The following is a 16,582-nucleotide window of genomic DNA, read 5'->3' as shown; positions in this document are numbered from 1 at the left end:
ATGCTTTCGCCTCCAATAAAAAAACACCTTATAAATAAGGTGTCTGGTGCTTTTTATACTCTTCTTCAAAAATATTTTTTAGGGTAATTCATTTAAACACTCTTGTAATAATCTTTTATAACCGCATAATTTCCCAAAACCTGCTAACTCTACTCTTGATAGAATAAACCATGCTGTTCCAGCAATTAAACAAAAATAGAGAATCACAAAAGAAACAACAGCTGAGTTAAAACCAAACTCTTTTATAATACCTAGAAGGAAGCTCATTGTACCTCCTATTATTAAAGATATAATTGCAAAAAATGCAGTAGTTAAATGACTTGTGGCTTTTTTAATTTCGACCTTGTCCTCAAGCTTTCCCAAGAGTACTTGTATTTGCTTCTTACCATGCCGCTTTTTGATCTCTTCTTTGAATTCAGCTTGTTCAGATAAGCTTTTGTTATGTACGCCCTTTTTAAATTGTTCCAAATATACAAGGACACTCTTAATCTCACCAAACTCATTTATTTCTTTACTTTTACTCATAAAAATCACCCCAAAATATATATCGGGGGTGATTTTTCAATTTTTAGGAAATACTCAAAAAATTATTTAATATAGAATTCGTTCGTATACACTGTGCCTTCTGTTTTAATATGTTTCTCTTTTGAATCATAGCGCTCAACGTCCACCTTGAAACGATAAGTGCCTTTTTTGTTGTCGAACATCTCTGTAATACCCCACTCATCATAATCTTTTTTACCTGGTTTGAGCGGATTCGGAGAATTCGTATCGAGGTCCTTCCATTTCCCATTTTCTTTGCGTTGCAGGAACAGATTAGGGCCTGCGATGTAGTCATTGTCATTTTTGACAGCGACCCTTACGACTTTGTCCTCCCCTAAAATGTGATTCTGTTTCGTTGGATTGGCGCTTACTCCTCTTAAAGATGCCATGCTGATTCCTCCCCTATATTGTTTTGTGCTCCTATCCCCGATCCCAAAGCACAGGCAGCCATACGCCCCAAACATGACGGCTGTTCCCACCACTTCACTTTCTGCGGACCCGGCCGCCTACACGCTTAAAGGTGTCGCGCTTCGTTCCCATGATTTCTTCCCATTCCTGCCTCGTCGAAGGATCAGCTTCCTTTGTTGAGGGGCTTTTCTCTTTTTCAAGTTGCTGTTTCGTTTCTGCAGATAAAATGTCTCTCATCTTCATCTTTCATTTCTCCTTGCCGAATAAGCACCGCCTTACGCTATTCGCTTTTATTTATTTGTGACCCGCCGATTTCCCCCAGGAGGTAAGCAAAGAAAATGGAGAGCCGGTTTAAAAGACTTTCCTTGCAATCGGGATCTCACCGCTTGCGTTCCCCGTGACTATCGCGCGCAATACTGCATAGACTCCAGCCGCTCCTCCTGTTAAGCTAACGGCCTTCATAGTCATTCGATACATCCGAGTGCACACTTGATACGGGAAAGGTGCGTCTCCCAATCTGCCATAAAAAAAGCGGCCACTAATCAGATGCACAAATAGACTCATGCAAAAGATCAGCGTCCGCAGGTTTCTCCTTTTGGGACAGATATTCACGTTCGTTTTCTTCTTGTCTCTATCGTATGACAAACCGCATCTAAAAAAAGTACCCATTTTATCCCCCATTTTGTCGGCTTTTTATCGGGTTTTTGTCGGCTTTTTGTCGCTCATAAAAAAAGAAAGCCCTCAGATTATTCCGAGCGCTGTCGCGATATTATAGATGGCTTGTCTTTTCACCTGATAAAACTTATCCCTTTTGAGCCCAAGCTCAATCATAATTTCTAAATCCTTTATTTTTTTAGGAGATAAATATTTCTTGTCAATAATGCTGCGCTCATCTTGATCAAGGCAGTTTTCTAGCGCCCTATCCATCTGCTTGACCTTCAGCTCATTATAATCAGTGTTTTTTCGTAACTGCGGAAATAGACCGATGATCCCCTTTTCCTTTTGCTCTTGTCTATTTTCCGCTTGAGTTTTTAATGATCTATACGTTTTGAGCTCTTTAATGACGATGTTACGCACTTCTTTTTCATTTACTTCCGGAATGAATGACAATTGTTTGACTGCTTGCATTCTGTTCCCTCCTTAAAGTAATAGAGCGGCATCAAACACACAGCCTTATGCCGAATGTTTGATGTCCGCAATTGCTCATTTAATTTGGTAACGAAATTGAATCACTTAACGTAAAATTTTGCTGATTCAAATGTTCCGATATAGTTCCGCTTGCCGGAATCGGAGTAGCAGTCCAGCTGAATGACATAGGTTCCTTTCCCGGTCTTATTCCGAATCGTTTTCACATTGAATGATTTCAGAGGCGTTGCAGTTTTGAAGCTGCCCCGCTGCACTAAATTCGTATCAGTCAGCCCGCCGCCGCTACGCTTCTTGTACACGCCAGCCGTGTAATAAAGTGTCCTTGAGCCTTTCTTCTCGGCTTTCCAGTCCACCGTTGAAGCGCCGGCCGTGTAAGTCACGGCATCTGTAAACACCCGGCCGCTGTACCCGGATTCATTTTGCCAACCGGACCATGCGGCGGAAGCAGACGGCGCAACGGCCGTGGCTCCCGTAAGTAATGCTGCTGATAGCATGATTGATTTGAATAGTTTTTTCATCATTGTTCCTCCTTCATATTTGAGCTTTTTTCTCCAATACGCAAACCATGAGGCACGGCACTACCGATGTAAACTTCTCAACTTCATCACCATTTAAAGCCTTTGTTATCAAGTCGACATTTTCCCTCTGTTGACTCGGCGCAAGGATAATGGTTTCCACTTGATATTTTTCCTTTTCGTAGCGAGTCATTTTAGACCAAGCCGCCGTTAGATTGTTATATTGCGAATCACCTTTTTGATAGACACGAATCATTCCGCATCCCCCTTCAATTCATGTTGGGCAACCGTTATAGTGAATTGCATATTCTTAATAGTTTGCTGTAAAGCCTTCTTGTATCTGCTTCTTTCCCCGCTTAGATGCTGAATGTCCTTTTGAGCCTGCCGGAATTGATTGACCGCAATGTCCTGTTGGCGCTGGTGTTCCTCAATGATAGTCCGCTGTTTGTCAGCCAGTTCAGCTTGTTCAAGAAGCCACCCTATTTCCTTTTGTGGGATATAAGTAAGCTGTTTTAACCGTTCAACTCTCTCACTCATTTTCGTTTCCTCCCCCGCAGGGAATACCCCTGCTATTTGATTTTGAATCAAAACAGACTCATTTGATGCCATTCATTCGGTTCAGGCACTTCACCGTGACCGGCATCAGTTATCCGGAATAGTTTCTTTTGATAGGCTCCACAATGGGCGTTTACATTGTTAAATTTTGATACGTAGAAATGACTTTCTCCTAAAGGAAAGAGGAAATACTCTTTCCCTTTTTCAAGCGGTGTAATGTCTGCGCTGAGACATTCTCCCTTCATGGCCATAAACATTCCTCCAAAAAAAAGAGGGGAGTTCCCCTCCGCGTTACGGCAAGAAGCCATAATCGTAATTCAGCTTTGTGTGCTTGCTATTGGCTGTCTGTATAATGGTCTTTCCATATTCCGGTGTATCTACAAGATAGGCTGACCCGCTTGAGCCATCCAAGATGATCAGCTTCGTTTTTTGATCTTCCATTAAGTCCTTAACGGAAAGTTGATGTAAATTTTCAATTTTTTCAGGTCTGTTCATATTGCAGCACTCCCCGTGTTATAATTAATTGTCGAGATTAACTAAACCGGGGCCTTGTGCTGCGGTTTTTTATGTTATACGGCACGGCGTTTGTATTTCAGTTCAGACAATTCCCGAAACCATTCTTCATCCCCCATAATCAAGGAAAAATCAATCATTGTATCAAGGTCTTCGGCATGCAGCGTGTCATCCATCTTCTCTACTACCCGGATTGAAGCTTTTATTTTTTCTCCATCTACAAGGCGGATAATAACTGCTACTCCCAGCATCTCCTCTACATATCCTGTTACGACGATCCCGTGACCTTTTGCGCTCACCCAATCGCCTTTAAATATTTCGATCATCATCTTCTCTCACTTTCTTTTGAATACCAAGAACGACATAGCCGGGCTTTTGTTCAAAGTCAGTAATGTATGTCACATGTACGTCAATTGAGCGGCCAGTGTAACCATCCTGCCATTCATTCAGGGAAAGGGTATCCCCTTCCTTAAACCCTCTATCATCGTGCCTTATTTCAAAGGTTTTTCGGCCATCCTTCAGCGCTTCAAAATATTCCGGTAAGATTTTCAGATGATGCCTTACGCTCATAAGTCGTCACCTTCCTCACTACCTTCATTCCAAGCCATAGCAAAAGCAGTTTCTAAAAACCATAGTCGTTTTTCTAATTGCTCATCTGTCATCGTGGAAAGATCAGGACCATGGCCAGGAACCATGCGGAAATTACTCAATTTTTCTAAGAGTTTCTTTCTCTTCTCTGTCATCTTCTTAACCTCCATCCATTCCGGATTCGGCTTACAAGCTCGTATTTCTTCAAAGGTTCATAGAGGTGGACAGCTTGTCCATCCTCTATGCGAAACAGCAGATACCAACGCGGCTGCTTTTTCCTTCTCCCCATTTATGCCGCTCCGTGTTCGTCCTCGTCCTTATTCTCATCCTTTTTTTCATCCTCGATTGACGGCTCGGATTTATCAGCTTCGTCAAGAGGAACACGCGGCGCCTGCTTTTCCATCGGCTCTGCCTCCGCTTCCTGATCCTGCTTCCAATCCCACCAGGCTTGAGCATACGGTGCAACTTCTTTTCTGTACTCGTTGATCAGGTCTATAAGGTTCTCTTCATACATTACATAATCATTCGCAATCTTCTGGTATGATTCACCCTCTATGCGACGCTTAGCCATTTCAGTAATGTATACAGGGAATCCATCAAGGATCGGGGCCATATCTTCAGTAATGAAGGAGTCAACAACCTTTCTCTCGATTTCCTCTATTACTTCTTCGATTTTTGGCTTCTCTTTAGGAAGCCCGAGGTTTGCCTCAAGTTGTTCTGGTTCCGGATCTGCTACCTTTACAATTCCATCAGAGCCAACTGTGTAATTAATAATCGGGCGATCGGTGAGCGCGTTGACTTGTACATTAAACTGTACAACCTCGCTCTCCAGTTGCGCCTGAACGTCCTTATCAATCATCTCGGCTAAATTTTGAATGCCGCTTCCTACCTCTTTAGTTGGGACCTCCAGGACAACCTCGGTAATTCCTTTGGGTTTGTGGTTCACCTTTTTTACGATTCCTTTGAAGTCAACGAAAGACATAATTGTTCCTCCTCTTGTGATAGTGGTTTTACTAGAATTTCAATTCTTGGGTTTTGGCTGTAATACTTACTGACATGAAGGTCTACAATCTGACTGTCATCATGCCAGAGGACTTTATTTAAGCCGTCTTTAATGCCCTTAATATAATTGTCCACGTCAGGCTTTTTGCTGGGTCTTAATAATCCTTGTTCAGCTTCAGCCGCTTTTTTCTTACTGAAACTCTTCAAGGTAGATTTATAGACCTTGACTCTTAACTCAAGCGGGCCCGTCAGCAAGGAACTTGGCCGATGATCTGAGGCGGCAAGTTTAACGTATTGCTTAAAATCCCTTGATTTCTTCGGATCGTATAACCTGGTCATTCCGTTAATTGTGGTTGCCCTGGGGCGCCCCTGTGCAACTGGCTCCCCATAAATAGTAAATTGGATCATGCTGTTACCTCCCGTCATCCTGAATCCACTGCTGTATGATCATTTCCTGCTGTTCGCCTTCCTTTATCACGTAAATGAGAGCCAGGACGGTGTACATCAGCAGGATTCCTCCTCTTCGGATAGCTTGCGGCCAAACTGGCATTTTACTTGAATTGTGAGGTTCTCCAGCTCAAATAGTGTCAAATGACCCGAAGCCTCGATGGGATAGCCATACCGAATCAATTCATTGATTAGAAATTCTCTCCGCTTCTCCACTTCATTACTTGGCATAAAACCGCTCCTTTTTAACCCACAAGGGCTTCCATTTGTCTATCAAGGTTTAAGAATCGTCCGTACTCTTTAATAAAGGCAGCCATGACAGTGCCGACGGATCCGTTTCTTTGTTTTGCAAAAATGATTTCCACTACGTTTTTCAGATCGCTTTGTTTATCGTAATAGTCATCCCTGTAGAGAAAACTAACAATATCGGCGTCCTGCTCAATACTGCCTGAATCTCGAAGGTCTGACATCATCGGCCGTTTATCTTGCCGCTGCTCAACGGCGCGCGAAAGTTGAGAAAGCAGAACAATTGGAACATTGAAGGTCCGGGCTATGTTCTTCAATTCGCCCGTTATGCTTGCGACCTCTAAGTTTTTCGTTTCAAATTTGCCGATAGGTCGGATTAATTGAAGATAATCAATCACAACCAAATGCTTTTTGTCCGGGTGGTCCTTTTTGGTCTTCCGGATGGAAGAACGAATATCAGCCACTGACTGTGACGGTTTATCATGAATATAGATGTCTAATTTTTCATATTCACCGATGGCCCGATTCGCATTTTCATAGTCTTTTTCACTGAAATACTTGTGCGGATTTCTCCATTTTGTACCTTCGATCGAACCCAAATTGCTGAGCATCCGGTTAACGAGTTGGCGGTCGGGCATCTCCAATGAAAAAAGATCGACAACCCCACCTTTTAGCGCCGCATTCTGCGCCAAATTTAGAGCAAAAGCAGTCTTCCCCATGGAAGGTCGAGCAGCTACGACAATTAAATCACTGTCCTGCCAGCCGCCGGTCATAGCATCTAAATCGGCCAAACCGGTTTCCACTCCTGTTATTTCACCTTTCTCTTGGTACATGTCGTTGTAAATCTCGGTTAAAACATCCATCTTAGTTCGTTTATTTGTAACACCGATCTCCTGTAGCTCCACGGCCTTCTGATAAACCTGCAAAATCCCCTCATCGCTTGGATTATTCGCAAAATCAAGAGCGATCTTTTGCATATCACGCAGTTTAAAGGCTTCGTAGATTAATGTTTGATAGGTCTCGAAGTTAATAACAGATGGAACAGCATTGGCTAAATCAACAAGATAGCTAGTGCCGCCGATCGCTTCGACGGTTTCTCCTAACTCTGTAACTACTGTGACCATTTCAACAGGCTGGCCGGAAGCATCTACATTTCGCATAGCCTTAAATATCCGTTTATGCCGCTCGTCTGCGAAGTGTTTCGGCTCCAAGGTGGTTTCCTTAATCAATTCATTTTCAACAAGGATACAGCCCAACAGGCTCTCTTCTGCTTCAAGGTTTTTTAGCATGTTTTGCATTCCGTTCCCACTCTTTCTGTTGCTCTAAAAACTCGTTTTTCGCTGGTTGTTTGACTTTAATTTCTGAGATAGTCGGAGGAAATGGCTTATTAGAAATATGCTCATTGACTTTGTCATAAACAGGTTTGAACGGCATTTCAGTCAGATGCTCCATCCATAATCCAATCCGCTCCATACCCACATCCCCTGTTAAATCAAAGCGGGTATACGCGGCGGAGAGCCGCCTTAGAATTTTCATTGCTTCTTCTTTTTCCAATATGATCACCCCATCGAAATGCCGTTTTCTTTGGCATATGCTTCAAGTGCGGCAAAACTCTCCTCTTGTTTTGATCTGCGCGGCCGGAACTCCGAAACGTTTGTTTTTGGAGGTGGGTTCTGTTTAGCATGCCACCTGTCTAAAATACCTTGCTCACAGTAAGTAAAGGATTTGATACCGTCCGCTCGATGCTTAGGAACGTAACGATCAAATATTTCATCTATCCAAGCCAGGACATCCTCAATTGGAATTTGTTGATCAAGGATTCTATTTATGGCAGCCACATCATATGGTGTTGTAAACATGCCGCCCTTTCGGGACAGGTACTTGTCTTCGATTTTTTGGAAAGGAGACAGTTTCTCATCAATTGGTTGGGATATTTGCCGCCTTTCTGAAAAGCTCTCTTCATTTACGATTCTTTCAGAGCCTTGAAATTTCGAATAGTTCACAATGGTCCAGAGCATTCCGTATTCCGTTTCCTCTGCAGCAATCATGCCTTTTGCTTGAAGCCTTTCAGCTGCAGCCTTAATTGCCGCTCTTGTAAATCTGGTTAACCCTCGTCCCTTTTTTACCGCTAAATCATCACATAGTTTTGAATACGAGCGGATATATTGTCCTTTCTTCAATTCATAATCATTTATTTTCATACCGTCCTGATAAGCTGCTTTGGCCATTAAGAAGGTAAATAGCCTAAAGCCCACATTATCTGTAAAGATCTCATGATCGACGACTGACTTGTATAATTTCACCCAGCCTGACAAGAGCCTTCCTCCTCTCCAAAGAGTTTATTTTCTTCGACAAAGAGCGTAAGTGCCTTTAATAGCCACATATTCAAGGCTCGGCTCATACTTGCTCATGAATGTCTTAATATAATTCTCAAGCACAGCTTTTCTCATATGCGGAGCAGAAGTCTGTGCCAAAAACACATAGCAATAAGGATACGTAGTTTTAATCAGTTCACTCACGGGATATAGACAACCTTTCCTGTCAATTTCATGATGTCTTCTTTAAAGATCTTTTCGTCGCTGTTTGATTCTGAAAGATGAAGCAGCCATATCTCCTGTACCTTGCTTAAATCATTGGCCGTTAAAAATTTCTTGACGTTTTCTAAACTAAAATGAGATTGTAAAAGCCGCTTTTTCATGACGGGAGCGGTAATGCCGCTCTCAATATTTTCATTCAATATCTTCTCTGAGTAATTGCATTCCACCATGACATGAGTGAGACCAGGGAACCTATAGCGTATGTAATAGGTATCAGTGGCGAAAAGCAGTTTATCCCCGGCGTCATTCGCCAATAGGAAGCCATACGGCTCCGCTACATCGTGCTGCACGTCAAAGGGCATAATAGACCAGGAACCAACCTTAAACGGCTGTTTTACGGGCACAGGCTTAATTCTGTTATGAGTGAGGCCAATTGCTCCGGCCGTCCCAGGAGACATATAACAATCAATGCCGGCGTTCAGAACATCCTTAATAGCCTTGCAGTGGTCCCCATGTTCATGAGAGACAAGGCAGCCAGCGAATTGAGACATTCTAAACTGAAAGCCCTTTTGCATTTGTTTAAAGCTGATACCACATTCCAACAGAAGCGGGGTCTTACCATCGGTAACCCGATAGCAATTCCCCTTACTGCTCGATGACAGGGCTGTTATTTCAATCAAAAGTCTGGTCCGTTCCCTTCAAAGACTGAAGGCTTCTCATCTTTTTTTGTTGGTTGCGGCTCCGGCTGTTCTGTTTGTGGATCCGGAATTGGTTCGATATCGATAACCTCTGTATTCGCGTTTTCATTTACCTCACGGCGCACCCGTTCTTCAGCAGGTATATCATCGTTAGCCTGCTCCTCTTCCTCTGTGTATAGATTTCCTAAACTATTAGGGAAAGCTTCACGCAGGGCATTTACTATTGCTGTTTTTCGAATCATATTTAAGGGCATTGTCTTCCAAGTGGATTGTCCTTTGCTGAATTCATCCAGGCTTATACGCACGCAAATTGGTTGCTGCCTATCCGCACGGTAAACGTCAGCCCACCCTCCAATTAGATTATCTTTGGGAAGTTTGATTGCGCCCTCTAGTTCAACCATATCCCCTTCACGTTCAACGATAATTCCAGCTTTAAACCCCTGAAATTGCTCGTTATTCTCTGCACGCTTCATAAATGCTTCTTTACCGACAATCATTTGAGCCGGTGAGCCTTTAAATTTCACAAGGTAAGCCTCATTTAAAAACGGATTAAGTTTTTGATACTTACAAAGGTTTATAAACATTGCTGCTTCTTGATCAGTTACGTCAGAGTTTCCGCGAACTAAAAAGTTTTTAACTGTTTTTCCCGTAAGCTTTACAGATTCACCATTTACTGAAAACTCAACCTGTTTTGTCATTAATTCTGTGGTTTCACTCATTTGAATCCTCCTCATCCTCGTACACAAATTTCACCTTTTTTCCCTTATGCTCAATTAGAAAATTTTTAAGCAGCTCAGCGAAGTCGGAGGGTCCGACTAAATCTCTTTCTAAAATCGCATCTTCTGGACATTCAGAAAGCGGACCCACATGCATAATCTCTTCCGAATTTATACGCAAGGTTTCACGGCGTAGATCTTCCCAACCTTTCCCCGTAACTACTGTTACCGTGACAATTTCACTCATGCACTTACCTCACAATCCACCGGAATGAGCGAACTATCTTCCAATTCAATCCGCAGCTGCTTGTCTTTTTCAGAGACAATCAGACTGAGAATCTGTGAATTTGTGTCGATCAATTTAGTCACCGCTTCAGAGTTATCTACGAAGATTGGAGCAGAAATGCCATAATGCTCATTAAGGGTATTAATGATGTCCAGTCCAACATTTATGCGGGCGGCGTTGTTCAAGCCGGAAGAGTATGGAATGCCCTCATATAGCGTTTCACACGTCTCTTCAAGACCTCCATTGATCTGACTCTTAAAGAGCTTGAAGCGGGCAAATTTGAATTTGTTGTTTATTTTTTCTTCCAGGAGATCTACCTTTGTACGAACAAATTCCTCAGTCAAATAGAGTTGATGCTGAAGCCCTTCATACTCCTCGGCTAAGCCCTTCTGTTCCTCTTCAAGCTGCATGATCCGCTTGTTCACTTTTTTAGAATGCGAAATTTTCCCCAAATCTTTTTGAAGCAGCAGCATCTCCTGTTTTTTGCCGTTAATATCATCTTTGATCAATTGAATTGCTTCGTTCTTTGATGACTCCAATTGCTCAATCTGTTTACGGATGCTATCAATCTCTGACTGTTTCTTTTTGTAAGCATCATCCGTGGTGATATCTGACATGTTGCTCTCGGCCGCCTTGATTTCAGTATCAAGTTGTGACCATTCCTCACTTTTGCTCTCATAATCCTTCTGCAGTTTTTGAGACGCTGACTCTATTTCTGCGATTATGCTTTCTGATCTCCTCAGCTCTTCGCTACGCGATTTACCCCGCTCATTGATTTTTTCTAATTCACTGCTTTTGTGAGAATTGAAATTCTCTTTCGCTTGTTCAACCTGTTCTGGCGGTAATGCCTGGCCGCATGTAGGACATTCAGTTTGATGCTGATCAAACGTTTCCTCATTCTTATCGAGCCAATTCTGGCGCAGCGACTGGATTTCCGCAGTTAATCTTTCCTGGTTGTCTTTTTCAAGCGACAGCTGACGGGTATTCGATTTAATCTCCAGAGAAATTTCCTCCAGCTTATTTTTTACCGAGAACAGTTTTTCTTTCAGTGCCCTGATATTGCTGTATTCTTTCTCCTGATGAGCATTTTTCATTTCCTGAAGCTCGTTCTCTATATGCAGGATGGCATTTCTCTTTTCCGATACCGCCTCTCCGTTTCGAGCGGATTGCAGCTGATCATCCAACAAATCGATATCATTTTGGAGACAATTGATTTCGTCGTTTAATTCCTGTTCATTTAGGTCAGATATATCCTCGACCGACCGGAGGGCTTCATCAATCCTGACAGGAATCGCCTTCAACTCTTTATTTATCTCCGCTTGTTTGGCCGCGATTACTTTTCTGTGATCCTCAATTGATCGTTTGTTTAAGATACTCTCTAAAGCCTTTACGGATGGATTCGCTTGAAAAACTTCTTCTTGGGTAATGTCCCCACAAATTTCAAGGAGAATCTTTCGTCTGTCCTGCCAGTTCATTTGTTCATTGAAAAATGATGGAGAAGTGACAAGGCGGAAAATATCTTCCGAAATGATTCCATTTACACGATCATTGAACTCTTTTTTCTTTGCCGGCACACCATCGATAAAATAATCTGTGGTATGGCCAGAAAATACAGCCTGGCTGCTGCCGCGCTTTCTCGTCCATTTCTCGGAATAAACTTTTTTAAGAGTGAGATGACTACCGTCAACAACGAAAACTCCTGTTACCTCATGATTCAATCCGGATACCGGTTCATTTTCTTTTGTCAGTGTCTTAATTTGAAAATCCTTTTTGTTTTGACTGTCTTTGTCAAACAGCAGCCAGATGAAGGCATCAAATAGAGTTGTTTTACCAGTGGCATTATCTCCGTACACCTTGACATTCTCACCTTGAGTATCGAGGGTGAATTGCTTAACACCCTTGAAATTCAGCAGTTCCAACTTCAATAGCTTCATTTCCTTTTTCATTTGTTGCCACCTCCTTCAGCTCTTTGTTTAAGAGCGCGATATTCCTCCCGAGCGGCGGCAGTAGGAAAACGAAAAGCCGCATTCCCTTGAATATCAAAAGAGATAGATCCCCCGGCAGATGCCAGATTGACCTGATCGCGATAATTCTCGCTAAATGGCTCAGTGTAAAAAACTTCGTTCATTTGTCAAAGACCTCCAATATTTGATTTTTGGAAGGTGATAAAGTAAACTTGGTAGTACCAAAGATTGCAACACCTTCCGAAGCTCACTCTGCACAGTGAGCTTTTTTAATGCTTAAAATTTGTGTTTTGCCAATGATGCTGAAATGTCATCAGATATTTTGTTCAATGTATTCTGCAGAACGTTAATATCTTTACTCTCTGCCAATAAGGATGCCATTGTCTTCACAATTGACATTTCTGCCCGGAGCTCACCGATAATTTTTGTTGCCGCGACTAAGTCCTCCACAGCGTCAAACGTATTACCCAATTTACTCACACTCCTTTCTGATGCTTGCGCGCATCGTCAGACCAGAGAAAGAGACAAAGTCAAGGGGGTTGTGGGATAAGCGCCTCTCCCCCTGGCCTGACGACAAGAACAAACTTGCCGTGCTCTTAAAAGAGCGGTATAATAGATACGAACATTTGTTTTATGCAGTGAGCGTGCCGGCTTGCTGCTTTTTTATTTGCTCCATTCTGATTTGACATTCTTTTCGCGCTTCAGCGTCTGCTAAGTATAATTTCGCAGGATTTTCACGTGACTCCTCAATCTTTTCTCTAACTTGGCTCCCCTTCATGACTTTGCTGACAGACAAGACAAATTTCATTTCAAACCATTCCTCTCAATTTTTTTAATGATTCCGGATACTGGACAGATACTATTTTTGATGATGCCTTCAACTTTTCCACTCGTTCGGCAGTCTGATATCGTTTGATCTGGATCAACGAACGCAACACATCTTTATGAGCCTCAACCGCTTTAGCTGTGTCTCCCGTTTTTAACGCTTCCATGATTCTTGTGTGCAATGTTTCAATACAGATCATTTCCAGTGTTATTCCACTATGATGAATGCCCGCATAGACTGGCTTTTCCATTTCGTTTTTCATTTCAACCTCCAAATAGAGTCATGATGTTTTGGATGCTTTGAGCGACTGCGCTCGGATCAATGCCGCATAACGTTGCGATCATTGCCTCCTTTGCATTTGTCGCTTCCATCCATCGTACGTATGTAGGAACATCTAAAGATTTTTTATCGTTCTCAAATTTTGATATACAACTGCGGGATCGGTGTAGTAATTCAGCTAGATGTTCTTGTGAAAGACCCGCCCGCTCCCGTGTGCTTCGAAGTAGTGCCCCTAATTTCAACTTGTTCACCCCCCCTCAATGTTCCAAATCGGAACATGTTCTGAAACAGAACAGATTTGTGTCGGAGCATGTTGTACTCTTAGGTGGAAGAAATCTACATTTCAATAGAAAGCACGCTGTTTTCTTCCTGTTCTTTTATCCATGCATTGAGTGAATCAACCCTAAAGAAAATCTTCCTCCCCACCCTAAAATGAGGAATTTGGTTGTTTCTTACCATGCTATAAATGGTTTCTTTATGAACCCCCAAAAAAGCAGCTGTTTCTTGAGGGCTTAATGCTGTCCGTTGCAAAATTTCACACCTCACCATTAATCATTATTTTTAGGGATTAACGGTTCATTTCTCATTACGAAATCCCTTAAGCACTACTTGTTTCTAAATCAGAAACGTTTTCCGCAAAAAAATCTGTTATTTTGCATTGTAAATGGTGTGCTAAGATCGGCAATTGTTCAGCTTTAAAAGCGTATAGGCCTTGCTCATATTTCAAATAACTTGAGCCAGTTTTGAAACCTAATTTTGTCGCCATATATTGCAGAGAGATTTTTAATTCTTTTCGTCTATTCTTGATGAAAATTAAATTAAGCTGCTGCATTTCTTCACTCCTTTCGTTTCTGTTTCAGAAACACTGTAATCACATAATACATTTCTGTTTTAGAAATGTCAATGATTTTTGTTTACAATTTAGAAACTTTTTTTGTTTCCATATCGGAAACGTGATATTATTTGTCTTACTTGGAAAGTGGTGAAAACATTGAATATAGGTGATCGGATCGTTTTATTAAGAGAAAGAAAAGGCTGGTCCCAAAGGGAGTTGGCTCGCCGTGTAAACCTAAATTATGCTGTTATGAACCGTATAGAAAAAGGTACTCGCCCTATTACTGATTCAGAAATTATTAGTTTATCTAAAGTATTGGATGTCTCTACAGACTACCTTCTAAAAGGTGACTCCCATGACTCAAAGATAGATGAACTCTTAAATGACCCTGAAACCTTAATTGCTGGCCGTGACGGAAAAATCACCAAGGAACAAGCGAAAGAGCTTTTAGAGTACCTTCTCAAAAAAGGGTTCGATGAATAGCAGACAATCATTCTTCACTTCTTAATTCTTAACTTCTTAATTCTTCTTTTGGTAAAACATTTGTTTAGCATTTGTTTAATAAAAAGAAAGTTAAGTGTTAAATTAAAAATTTTCAACCCCGTGAAAACGTAGAATTACCAAGGCTTTGCGGTAACCGTGTACTGTAAAATAAACTGTTCACGAATAAGTAAATTGATTGAGATATAAAGAAAATCAAAAGGGGGACAAAAATTGTTTAAGAGGTTGGGGACTTTGCTATTAATTGCTTCGCTCGTGTTGCTCACAGCCTGCAAAAATAGTGAAGAGTCTTCTTCTCCATCTTCCGGGAACAAAAACAGTGTTCCTGATAATAGCTCGTCGGAGAGTCAGGATATTTCCGAAAACGGGCCCAACGAAGTTGGAGATGTATATGAAATTGATGGTGGAACAGCAAAAGTAACGGCCATAAGCAATAAAGAAACCACAGCTAAATCCGGCCCCATGCAACTTACTGTGAAAAGAGTAATTGCAGCGGTAGCTAATAAGAAAACGCCTTTTATTGAACTTGAACTGGAAGCGAAGAATACATCTGATGGAGTAGTGAATTTCACTCCAGATAGTATAAAACTTGCTACAAGCACCGGAGTACAAGTTGAGGAACCTTCTCTTGATGAAAGTGACGACCTTCTCGGAGAGTATATTGGGAAAGTGAAAGACAGTGGATCTGTTTTTTATATCTTTCAAAATGAAGAGGATATAGAAAATCTAGATTCAATTCGTCTAAGGGTTGCATCCCCAAGCGATGAGAATGCTACAGCACTAGGGGATAAGATGGATATAAAGATCAACTTAGAGCATTAAAATGAGCCTGCTTTTTCAGGCTTTTCTTTTAAACAAAAAACCGAACATAGGTTTGTAGTTACTGCAGGAGGATTTATTTTGTTTCAACTATCATTACTTGAAGAAAGAATTAGATCTATTTATTCCGGTATAGGAATTACTGAACCAGGAGCTGGAGACTTAGAAAAAATCGCAGAACGATTAAAGATATTAATTTACTACAAAAATGAAAAGAGTGTAGCTGTGAAATTACTGGGGATGGCTTGTATTATCCTTGATTCACGTATATCTAAAAAGAAGCAATGGGAAGATTTTTGCCATGAACTCTGCCATCACATTAATCATGTCGGTGTTCAATACAAGATCCCATCCCTATTTAGAGAGCTGCAGGAGAATCAGGCAAATGCTTTTATGTATCACTTCGCAGTTCCCACTTTTATGTTGAAGAATCTCGTTTTACCGGCGACCAAACGAGAGGCAATAACCTACATATCCAACTTATTTCAAGTTACGTATCCATTCGCAGAGACACGCCTGGATATGTATCTTCGTAAGCTATTCAGTTTTAAATATCATGCTTTCCTAACTCAAAAATTAGAAAAGGAGAAGTTTGTCTATGCCGAGTATTGAGAAAAGAGGAGAAAGATCGTTCCGTCTCATTGTTGAGGTAGGGACTAAAGGAAAAAGAAAAAAAGAGAAAAAGACAATTAAGATTGAAGATGAAAAATTGTTAAAATCATCAAAAAAACTTAAGACCTTTTTAGAGAGTGAATGGTATAAATTCAAGGCTGAAATTGATGCCGGCACTTATATAAAGCCCCAAAAGAGAACATTCAATATGTTTGTAGATGACTGGGAAAACAAATATGCAATGAGTCACCTAGACGGGAAAACAATTGAAACCTATAACTATATAATGAGTAAAGAAATTAGGCCATGGTTTGGTGATATGCATTTAGAAGATATTCAGCCAATCCATATTCTGAATTTTTTAGATGACTACAAAAAGAGTAATGAAAATATCTCATCTTCAAGTATTCATGCCCGTTATCGAATTATAAGAGACATATTGGGGAGAGCTGCTGAGTGGAAGATAATTGGTGAAAATCCGGCTTTAAATGTTAAGCGGCCAAAACAAGAATATAAAGAATATGAAATATATACAGAAGAAGAAAT

The 16,582-nt window shown here is 41.3% G+C and carries 32 protein-coding genes (1 of these 32 only partly in view); 4 read left to right on the top strand and 28 right to left on the bottom strand.

Annotated elements, in window-relative coordinates:
• Positions 1–78: 78 nt before the first annotated feature.
• The 28 genes from NYE68_RS01130 to NYE68_RS00995 form a co-directional block, all read right to left on the bottom strand.
• Positions 79–525 carry a hypothetical protein gene (locus NYE68_RS01130; RefSeq protein ID WP_342494011.1) on the bottom strand — a complete coding sequence of 149 codons (447 nt, stop codon included), beginning with the start codon at positions 523–525 and terminating at the stop codon, positions 79–81.
• 62 nt (positions 526–587) lie between these two features.
• Entirely contained in the window at positions 588–932 is a 345-nt protein-coding gene (locus NYE68_RS01125; protein ID WP_342494010.1) for a structural protein, read from the bottom strand.
• A gap of 94 nt (positions 933–1,026) precedes the next feature.
• Positions 1,027–1,194: a hypothetical protein gene (locus NYE68_RS01120; RefSeq protein WP_170930485.1), complete on the bottom strand. Its 168-nt coding sequence runs from the start codon at positions 1,192–1,194 to the stop codon at positions 1,027–1,029.
• A gap of 498 nt (positions 1,195–1,692) precedes the next feature.
• On the bottom strand, positions 1,693–2,079 hold the full coding sequence (locus tag NYE68_RS01115; RefSeq protein WP_342494009.1) for an ArpU family phage packaging/lysis transcriptional regulator: 387 nt from the start codon (positions 2,077–2,079) through the stop codon (positions 1,693–1,695).
• A gap of 101 nt (positions 2,080–2,180) precedes the next feature.
• Positions 2,181–2,615 (bottom strand): hypothetical protein, encoded by a 435-nt coding sequence (locus NYE68_RS01110; protein WP_342494008.1) that lies wholly within the window; start codon positions 2,613–2,615, stop codon positions 2,181–2,183.
• Between the two features lie 13 nt (positions 2,616–2,628).
• Positions 2,629–2,868: a hypothetical protein gene (locus NYE68_RS01105; RefSeq protein WP_342494007.1), complete on the bottom strand. Its 240-nt coding sequence runs from the start codon at positions 2,866–2,868 to the stop codon at positions 2,629–2,631.
• Complete coding sequence (locus NYE68_RS01100) at positions 2,865–3,149, bottom strand: hypothetical protein (RefSeq protein WP_342494006.1); 285 nt, start codon at positions 3,147–3,149, stop codon at positions 2,865–2,867. The genes NYE68_RS01105 and NYE68_RS01100 overlap by 4 nt, the downstream gene beginning before the upstream one ends.
• Positions 3,150–3,196: 47 nt before the next feature.
• Positions 3,197–3,418 carry a hypothetical protein gene (locus tag NYE68_RS01095; protein ID WP_342494005.1) on the bottom strand — a complete coding sequence of 74 codons (222 nt, stop codon included), beginning with the start codon at positions 3,416–3,418 and terminating at the stop codon, positions 3,197–3,199.
• 40 nt (positions 3,419–3,458) lie between these two features.
• Entirely contained in the window at positions 3,459–3,662 is a 204-nt protein-coding gene (locus NYE68_RS01090; protein WP_069013491.1) for an XtrA/YqaO family protein, read from the bottom strand.
• A 74-nt stretch (positions 3,663–3,736) separates the two neighbouring features.
• The gene (locus NYE68_RS01085; RefSeq protein ID WP_342494004.1) at positions 3,737–4,006 is read right to left on the bottom strand and encodes an IDEAL domain-containing protein; all 270 of its coding nucleotides are present in this window, start codon (positions 4,004–4,006) and stop codon (positions 3,737–3,739) included.
• Positions 3,990–4,250: an ASCH/PUA domain-containing protein gene (locus NYE68_RS01080; protein WP_266056205.1), complete on the bottom strand. Its 261-nt coding sequence runs from the start codon at positions 4,248–4,250 to the stop codon at positions 3,990–3,992. The genes NYE68_RS01085 and NYE68_RS01080 overlap by 17 nt, the downstream gene beginning before the upstream one ends.
• Complete coding sequence (locus NYE68_RS01075; RefSeq protein ID WP_342494003.1) at positions 4,247–4,423, bottom strand: hypothetical protein; 177 nt, start codon at positions 4,421–4,423, stop codon at positions 4,247–4,249. The genes NYE68_RS01080 and NYE68_RS01075 overlap by 4 nt, the downstream gene beginning before the upstream one ends.
• A 134-nt stretch (positions 4,424–4,557) precedes the next feature.
• On the bottom strand, positions 4,558–5,250 hold the full coding sequence (locus NYE68_RS01070) for a hypothetical protein (protein ID WP_342494002.1): 693 nt from the start codon (positions 5,248–5,250) through the stop codon (positions 4,558–4,560).
• Positions 5,220–5,678, bottom strand: a complete 459-nt coding sequence (locus NYE68_RS01065) for a RusA family crossover junction endodeoxyribonuclease (protein ID WP_069013496.1) — start codon at positions 5,676–5,678, stop codon at positions 5,220–5,222. The genes NYE68_RS01070 and NYE68_RS01065 overlap by 31 nt, the downstream gene beginning before the upstream one ends.
• A gap of 284 nt (positions 5,679–5,962) precedes the next feature.
• Complete coding sequence (gene dnaB, locus NYE68_RS01060) at positions 5,963–7,261, bottom strand: replicative DNA helicase (RefSeq protein WP_342494001.1); 1,299 nt, start codon at positions 7,259–7,261, stop codon at positions 5,963–5,965.
• The gene (locus tag NYE68_RS01055) at positions 7,236–7,517 is read right to left on the bottom strand and encodes a replicative helicase loader/inhibitor (protein WP_237436906.1); all 282 of its coding nucleotides are present in this window, start codon (positions 7,515–7,517) and stop codon (positions 7,236–7,238) included. Before NYE68_RS01055 ends, dnaB begins: the two co-directional genes overlap by 26 nt.
• A 5-nt stretch (positions 7,518–7,522) precedes the next feature.
• On the bottom strand, positions 7,523–8,278 hold the full coding sequence (locus NYE68_RS01050) for a hypothetical protein (protein ID WP_342494000.1): 756 nt from the start codon (positions 8,276–8,278) through the stop codon (positions 7,523–7,525).
• 200 nt (positions 8,279–8,478) lie between these two features.
• Positions 8,479–9,180, bottom strand: a complete 702-nt coding sequence (locus tag NYE68_RS01045) for an MBL fold metallo-hydrolase (protein WP_237436908.1) — start codon at positions 9,178–9,180, stop codon at positions 8,479–8,481.
• Positions 9,177–9,917 (bottom strand): phage recombination protein Bet, encoded by a 741-nt coding sequence (gene bet, locus NYE68_RS01040; protein WP_069013502.1) that lies wholly within the window; start codon positions 9,915–9,917, stop codon positions 9,177–9,179. Before bet ends, NYE68_RS01045 begins: the two co-directional genes overlap by 4 nt.
• Positions 9,910–10,161 carry a hypothetical protein gene (locus NYE68_RS01035; RefSeq protein WP_069013503.1) on the bottom strand — a complete coding sequence of 84 codons (252 nt, stop codon included), beginning with the start codon at positions 10,159–10,161 and terminating at the stop codon, positions 9,910–9,912. The genes bet and NYE68_RS01035 overlap by 8 nt, the downstream gene beginning before the upstream one ends.
• A complete protein-coding gene (locus NYE68_RS01030) occupies positions 10,158–12,146 on the bottom strand; it encodes a hypothetical protein (protein ID WP_342493999.1) in 1,989 nt (662 codons plus the stop codon). Before NYE68_RS01030 ends, NYE68_RS01035 begins: the two co-directional genes overlap by 4 nt.
• Positions 12,143–12,328 (bottom strand): hypothetical protein, encoded by a 186-nt coding sequence (locus tag NYE68_RS01025; RefSeq protein ID WP_053285429.1) that lies wholly within the window; start codon positions 12,326–12,328, stop codon positions 12,143–12,145. The genes NYE68_RS01030 and NYE68_RS01025 overlap by 4 nt, the downstream gene beginning before the upstream one ends.
• A gap of 112 nt (positions 12,329–12,440) precedes the next feature.
• Positions 12,441–12,635: a hypothetical protein gene (locus NYE68_RS01020; protein ID WP_025284111.1), complete on the bottom strand. Its 195-nt coding sequence runs from the start codon at positions 12,633–12,635 to the stop codon at positions 12,441–12,443.
• A gap of 160 nt (positions 12,636–12,795) precedes the next feature.
• Positions 12,796–12,972, bottom strand: coding sequence for a hypothetical protein (locus NYE68_RS01015; protein ID WP_164512106.1), 177 nt, complete (start codon positions 12,970–12,972; stop codon positions 12,796–12,798).
• Between the two features lies 1 nt (position 12,973).
• On the bottom strand, positions 12,974–13,252 hold the full coding sequence (locus tag NYE68_RS01010) for a hypothetical protein (RefSeq protein ID WP_327813696.1): 279 nt from the start codon (positions 13,250–13,252) through the stop codon (positions 12,974–12,976).
• 1 nt (position 13,253) lies between these two features.
• Positions 13,254–13,520 (bottom strand): helix-turn-helix transcriptional regulator, encoded by a 267-nt coding sequence (locus NYE68_RS01005; protein WP_038455948.1) that lies wholly within the window; start codon positions 13,518–13,520, stop codon positions 13,254–13,256.
• An 85-nt stretch (positions 13,521–13,605) separates the two neighbouring features.
• Positions 13,606–13,800, bottom strand: coding sequence for a helix-turn-helix domain-containing protein (locus NYE68_RS01000; protein ID WP_025284108.1), 195 nt, complete (start codon positions 13,798–13,800; stop codon positions 13,606–13,608).
• A 67-nt stretch (positions 13,801–13,867) separates the two neighbouring features.
• Positions 13,868–14,101 carry a helix-turn-helix transcriptional regulator gene (locus tag NYE68_RS00995; protein WP_053285433.1) on the bottom strand — a complete coding sequence of 78 codons (234 nt, stop codon included), beginning with the start codon at positions 14,099–14,101 and terminating at the stop codon, positions 13,868–13,870.
• Positions 14,102–14,251: 150 nt separating this feature from the next.
• On the opposite strand from NYE68_RS00995, the gene NYE68_RS00990 reads away from it, so the two are divergent.
• The 4 genes from NYE68_RS00990 to NYE68_RS00975 form a co-directional block, all read left to right on the top strand.
• Positions 14,252–14,587 (top strand): helix-turn-helix transcriptional regulator, encoded by a 336-nt coding sequence (locus NYE68_RS00990; RefSeq protein WP_224994200.1) that lies wholly within the window; start codon positions 14,252–14,254, stop codon positions 14,585–14,587.
• Positions 14,588–14,818: 231 nt separating this feature from the next.
• A complete protein-coding gene (locus tag NYE68_RS00985) occupies positions 14,819–15,427 on the top strand; it encodes a hypothetical protein (protein WP_342493998.1) in 609 nt (202 codons plus the stop codon).
• A 78-nt stretch (positions 15,428–15,505) separates the two neighbouring features.
• On the top strand, positions 15,506–16,036 hold the full coding sequence (locus NYE68_RS00980; protein ID WP_342493997.1) for an ImmA/IrrE family metallo-endopeptidase: 531 nt from the start codon (positions 15,506–15,508) through the stop codon (positions 16,034–16,036).
• A protein-coding gene (locus tag NYE68_RS00975) for a site-specific integrase (protein WP_342493996.1) crosses the window boundary here: on the top strand, positions 16,023–16,582 show its start. It continues 655 nt past the right edge of the window; 560 of the gene's 1,215 nt are visible here — the first part of the coding sequence; it begins with the start codon at positions 16,023–16,025; its stop codon lies off the right edge, out of view. The genes NYE68_RS00980 and NYE68_RS00975 overlap by 14 nt, the downstream gene beginning before the upstream one ends.

This window comes from Bacillus sp. FSL R5-0447 (assembly GCF_038606125.1).
In the GTDB taxonomy this organism is placed as follows: domain Bacteria; phylum Bacillota; class Bacilli; order Bacillales; family Bacillaceae; genus Bacillus; species Bacillus velezensis.
This window is presented reverse-complemented; position numbering and strand designations above follow the sequence as displayed.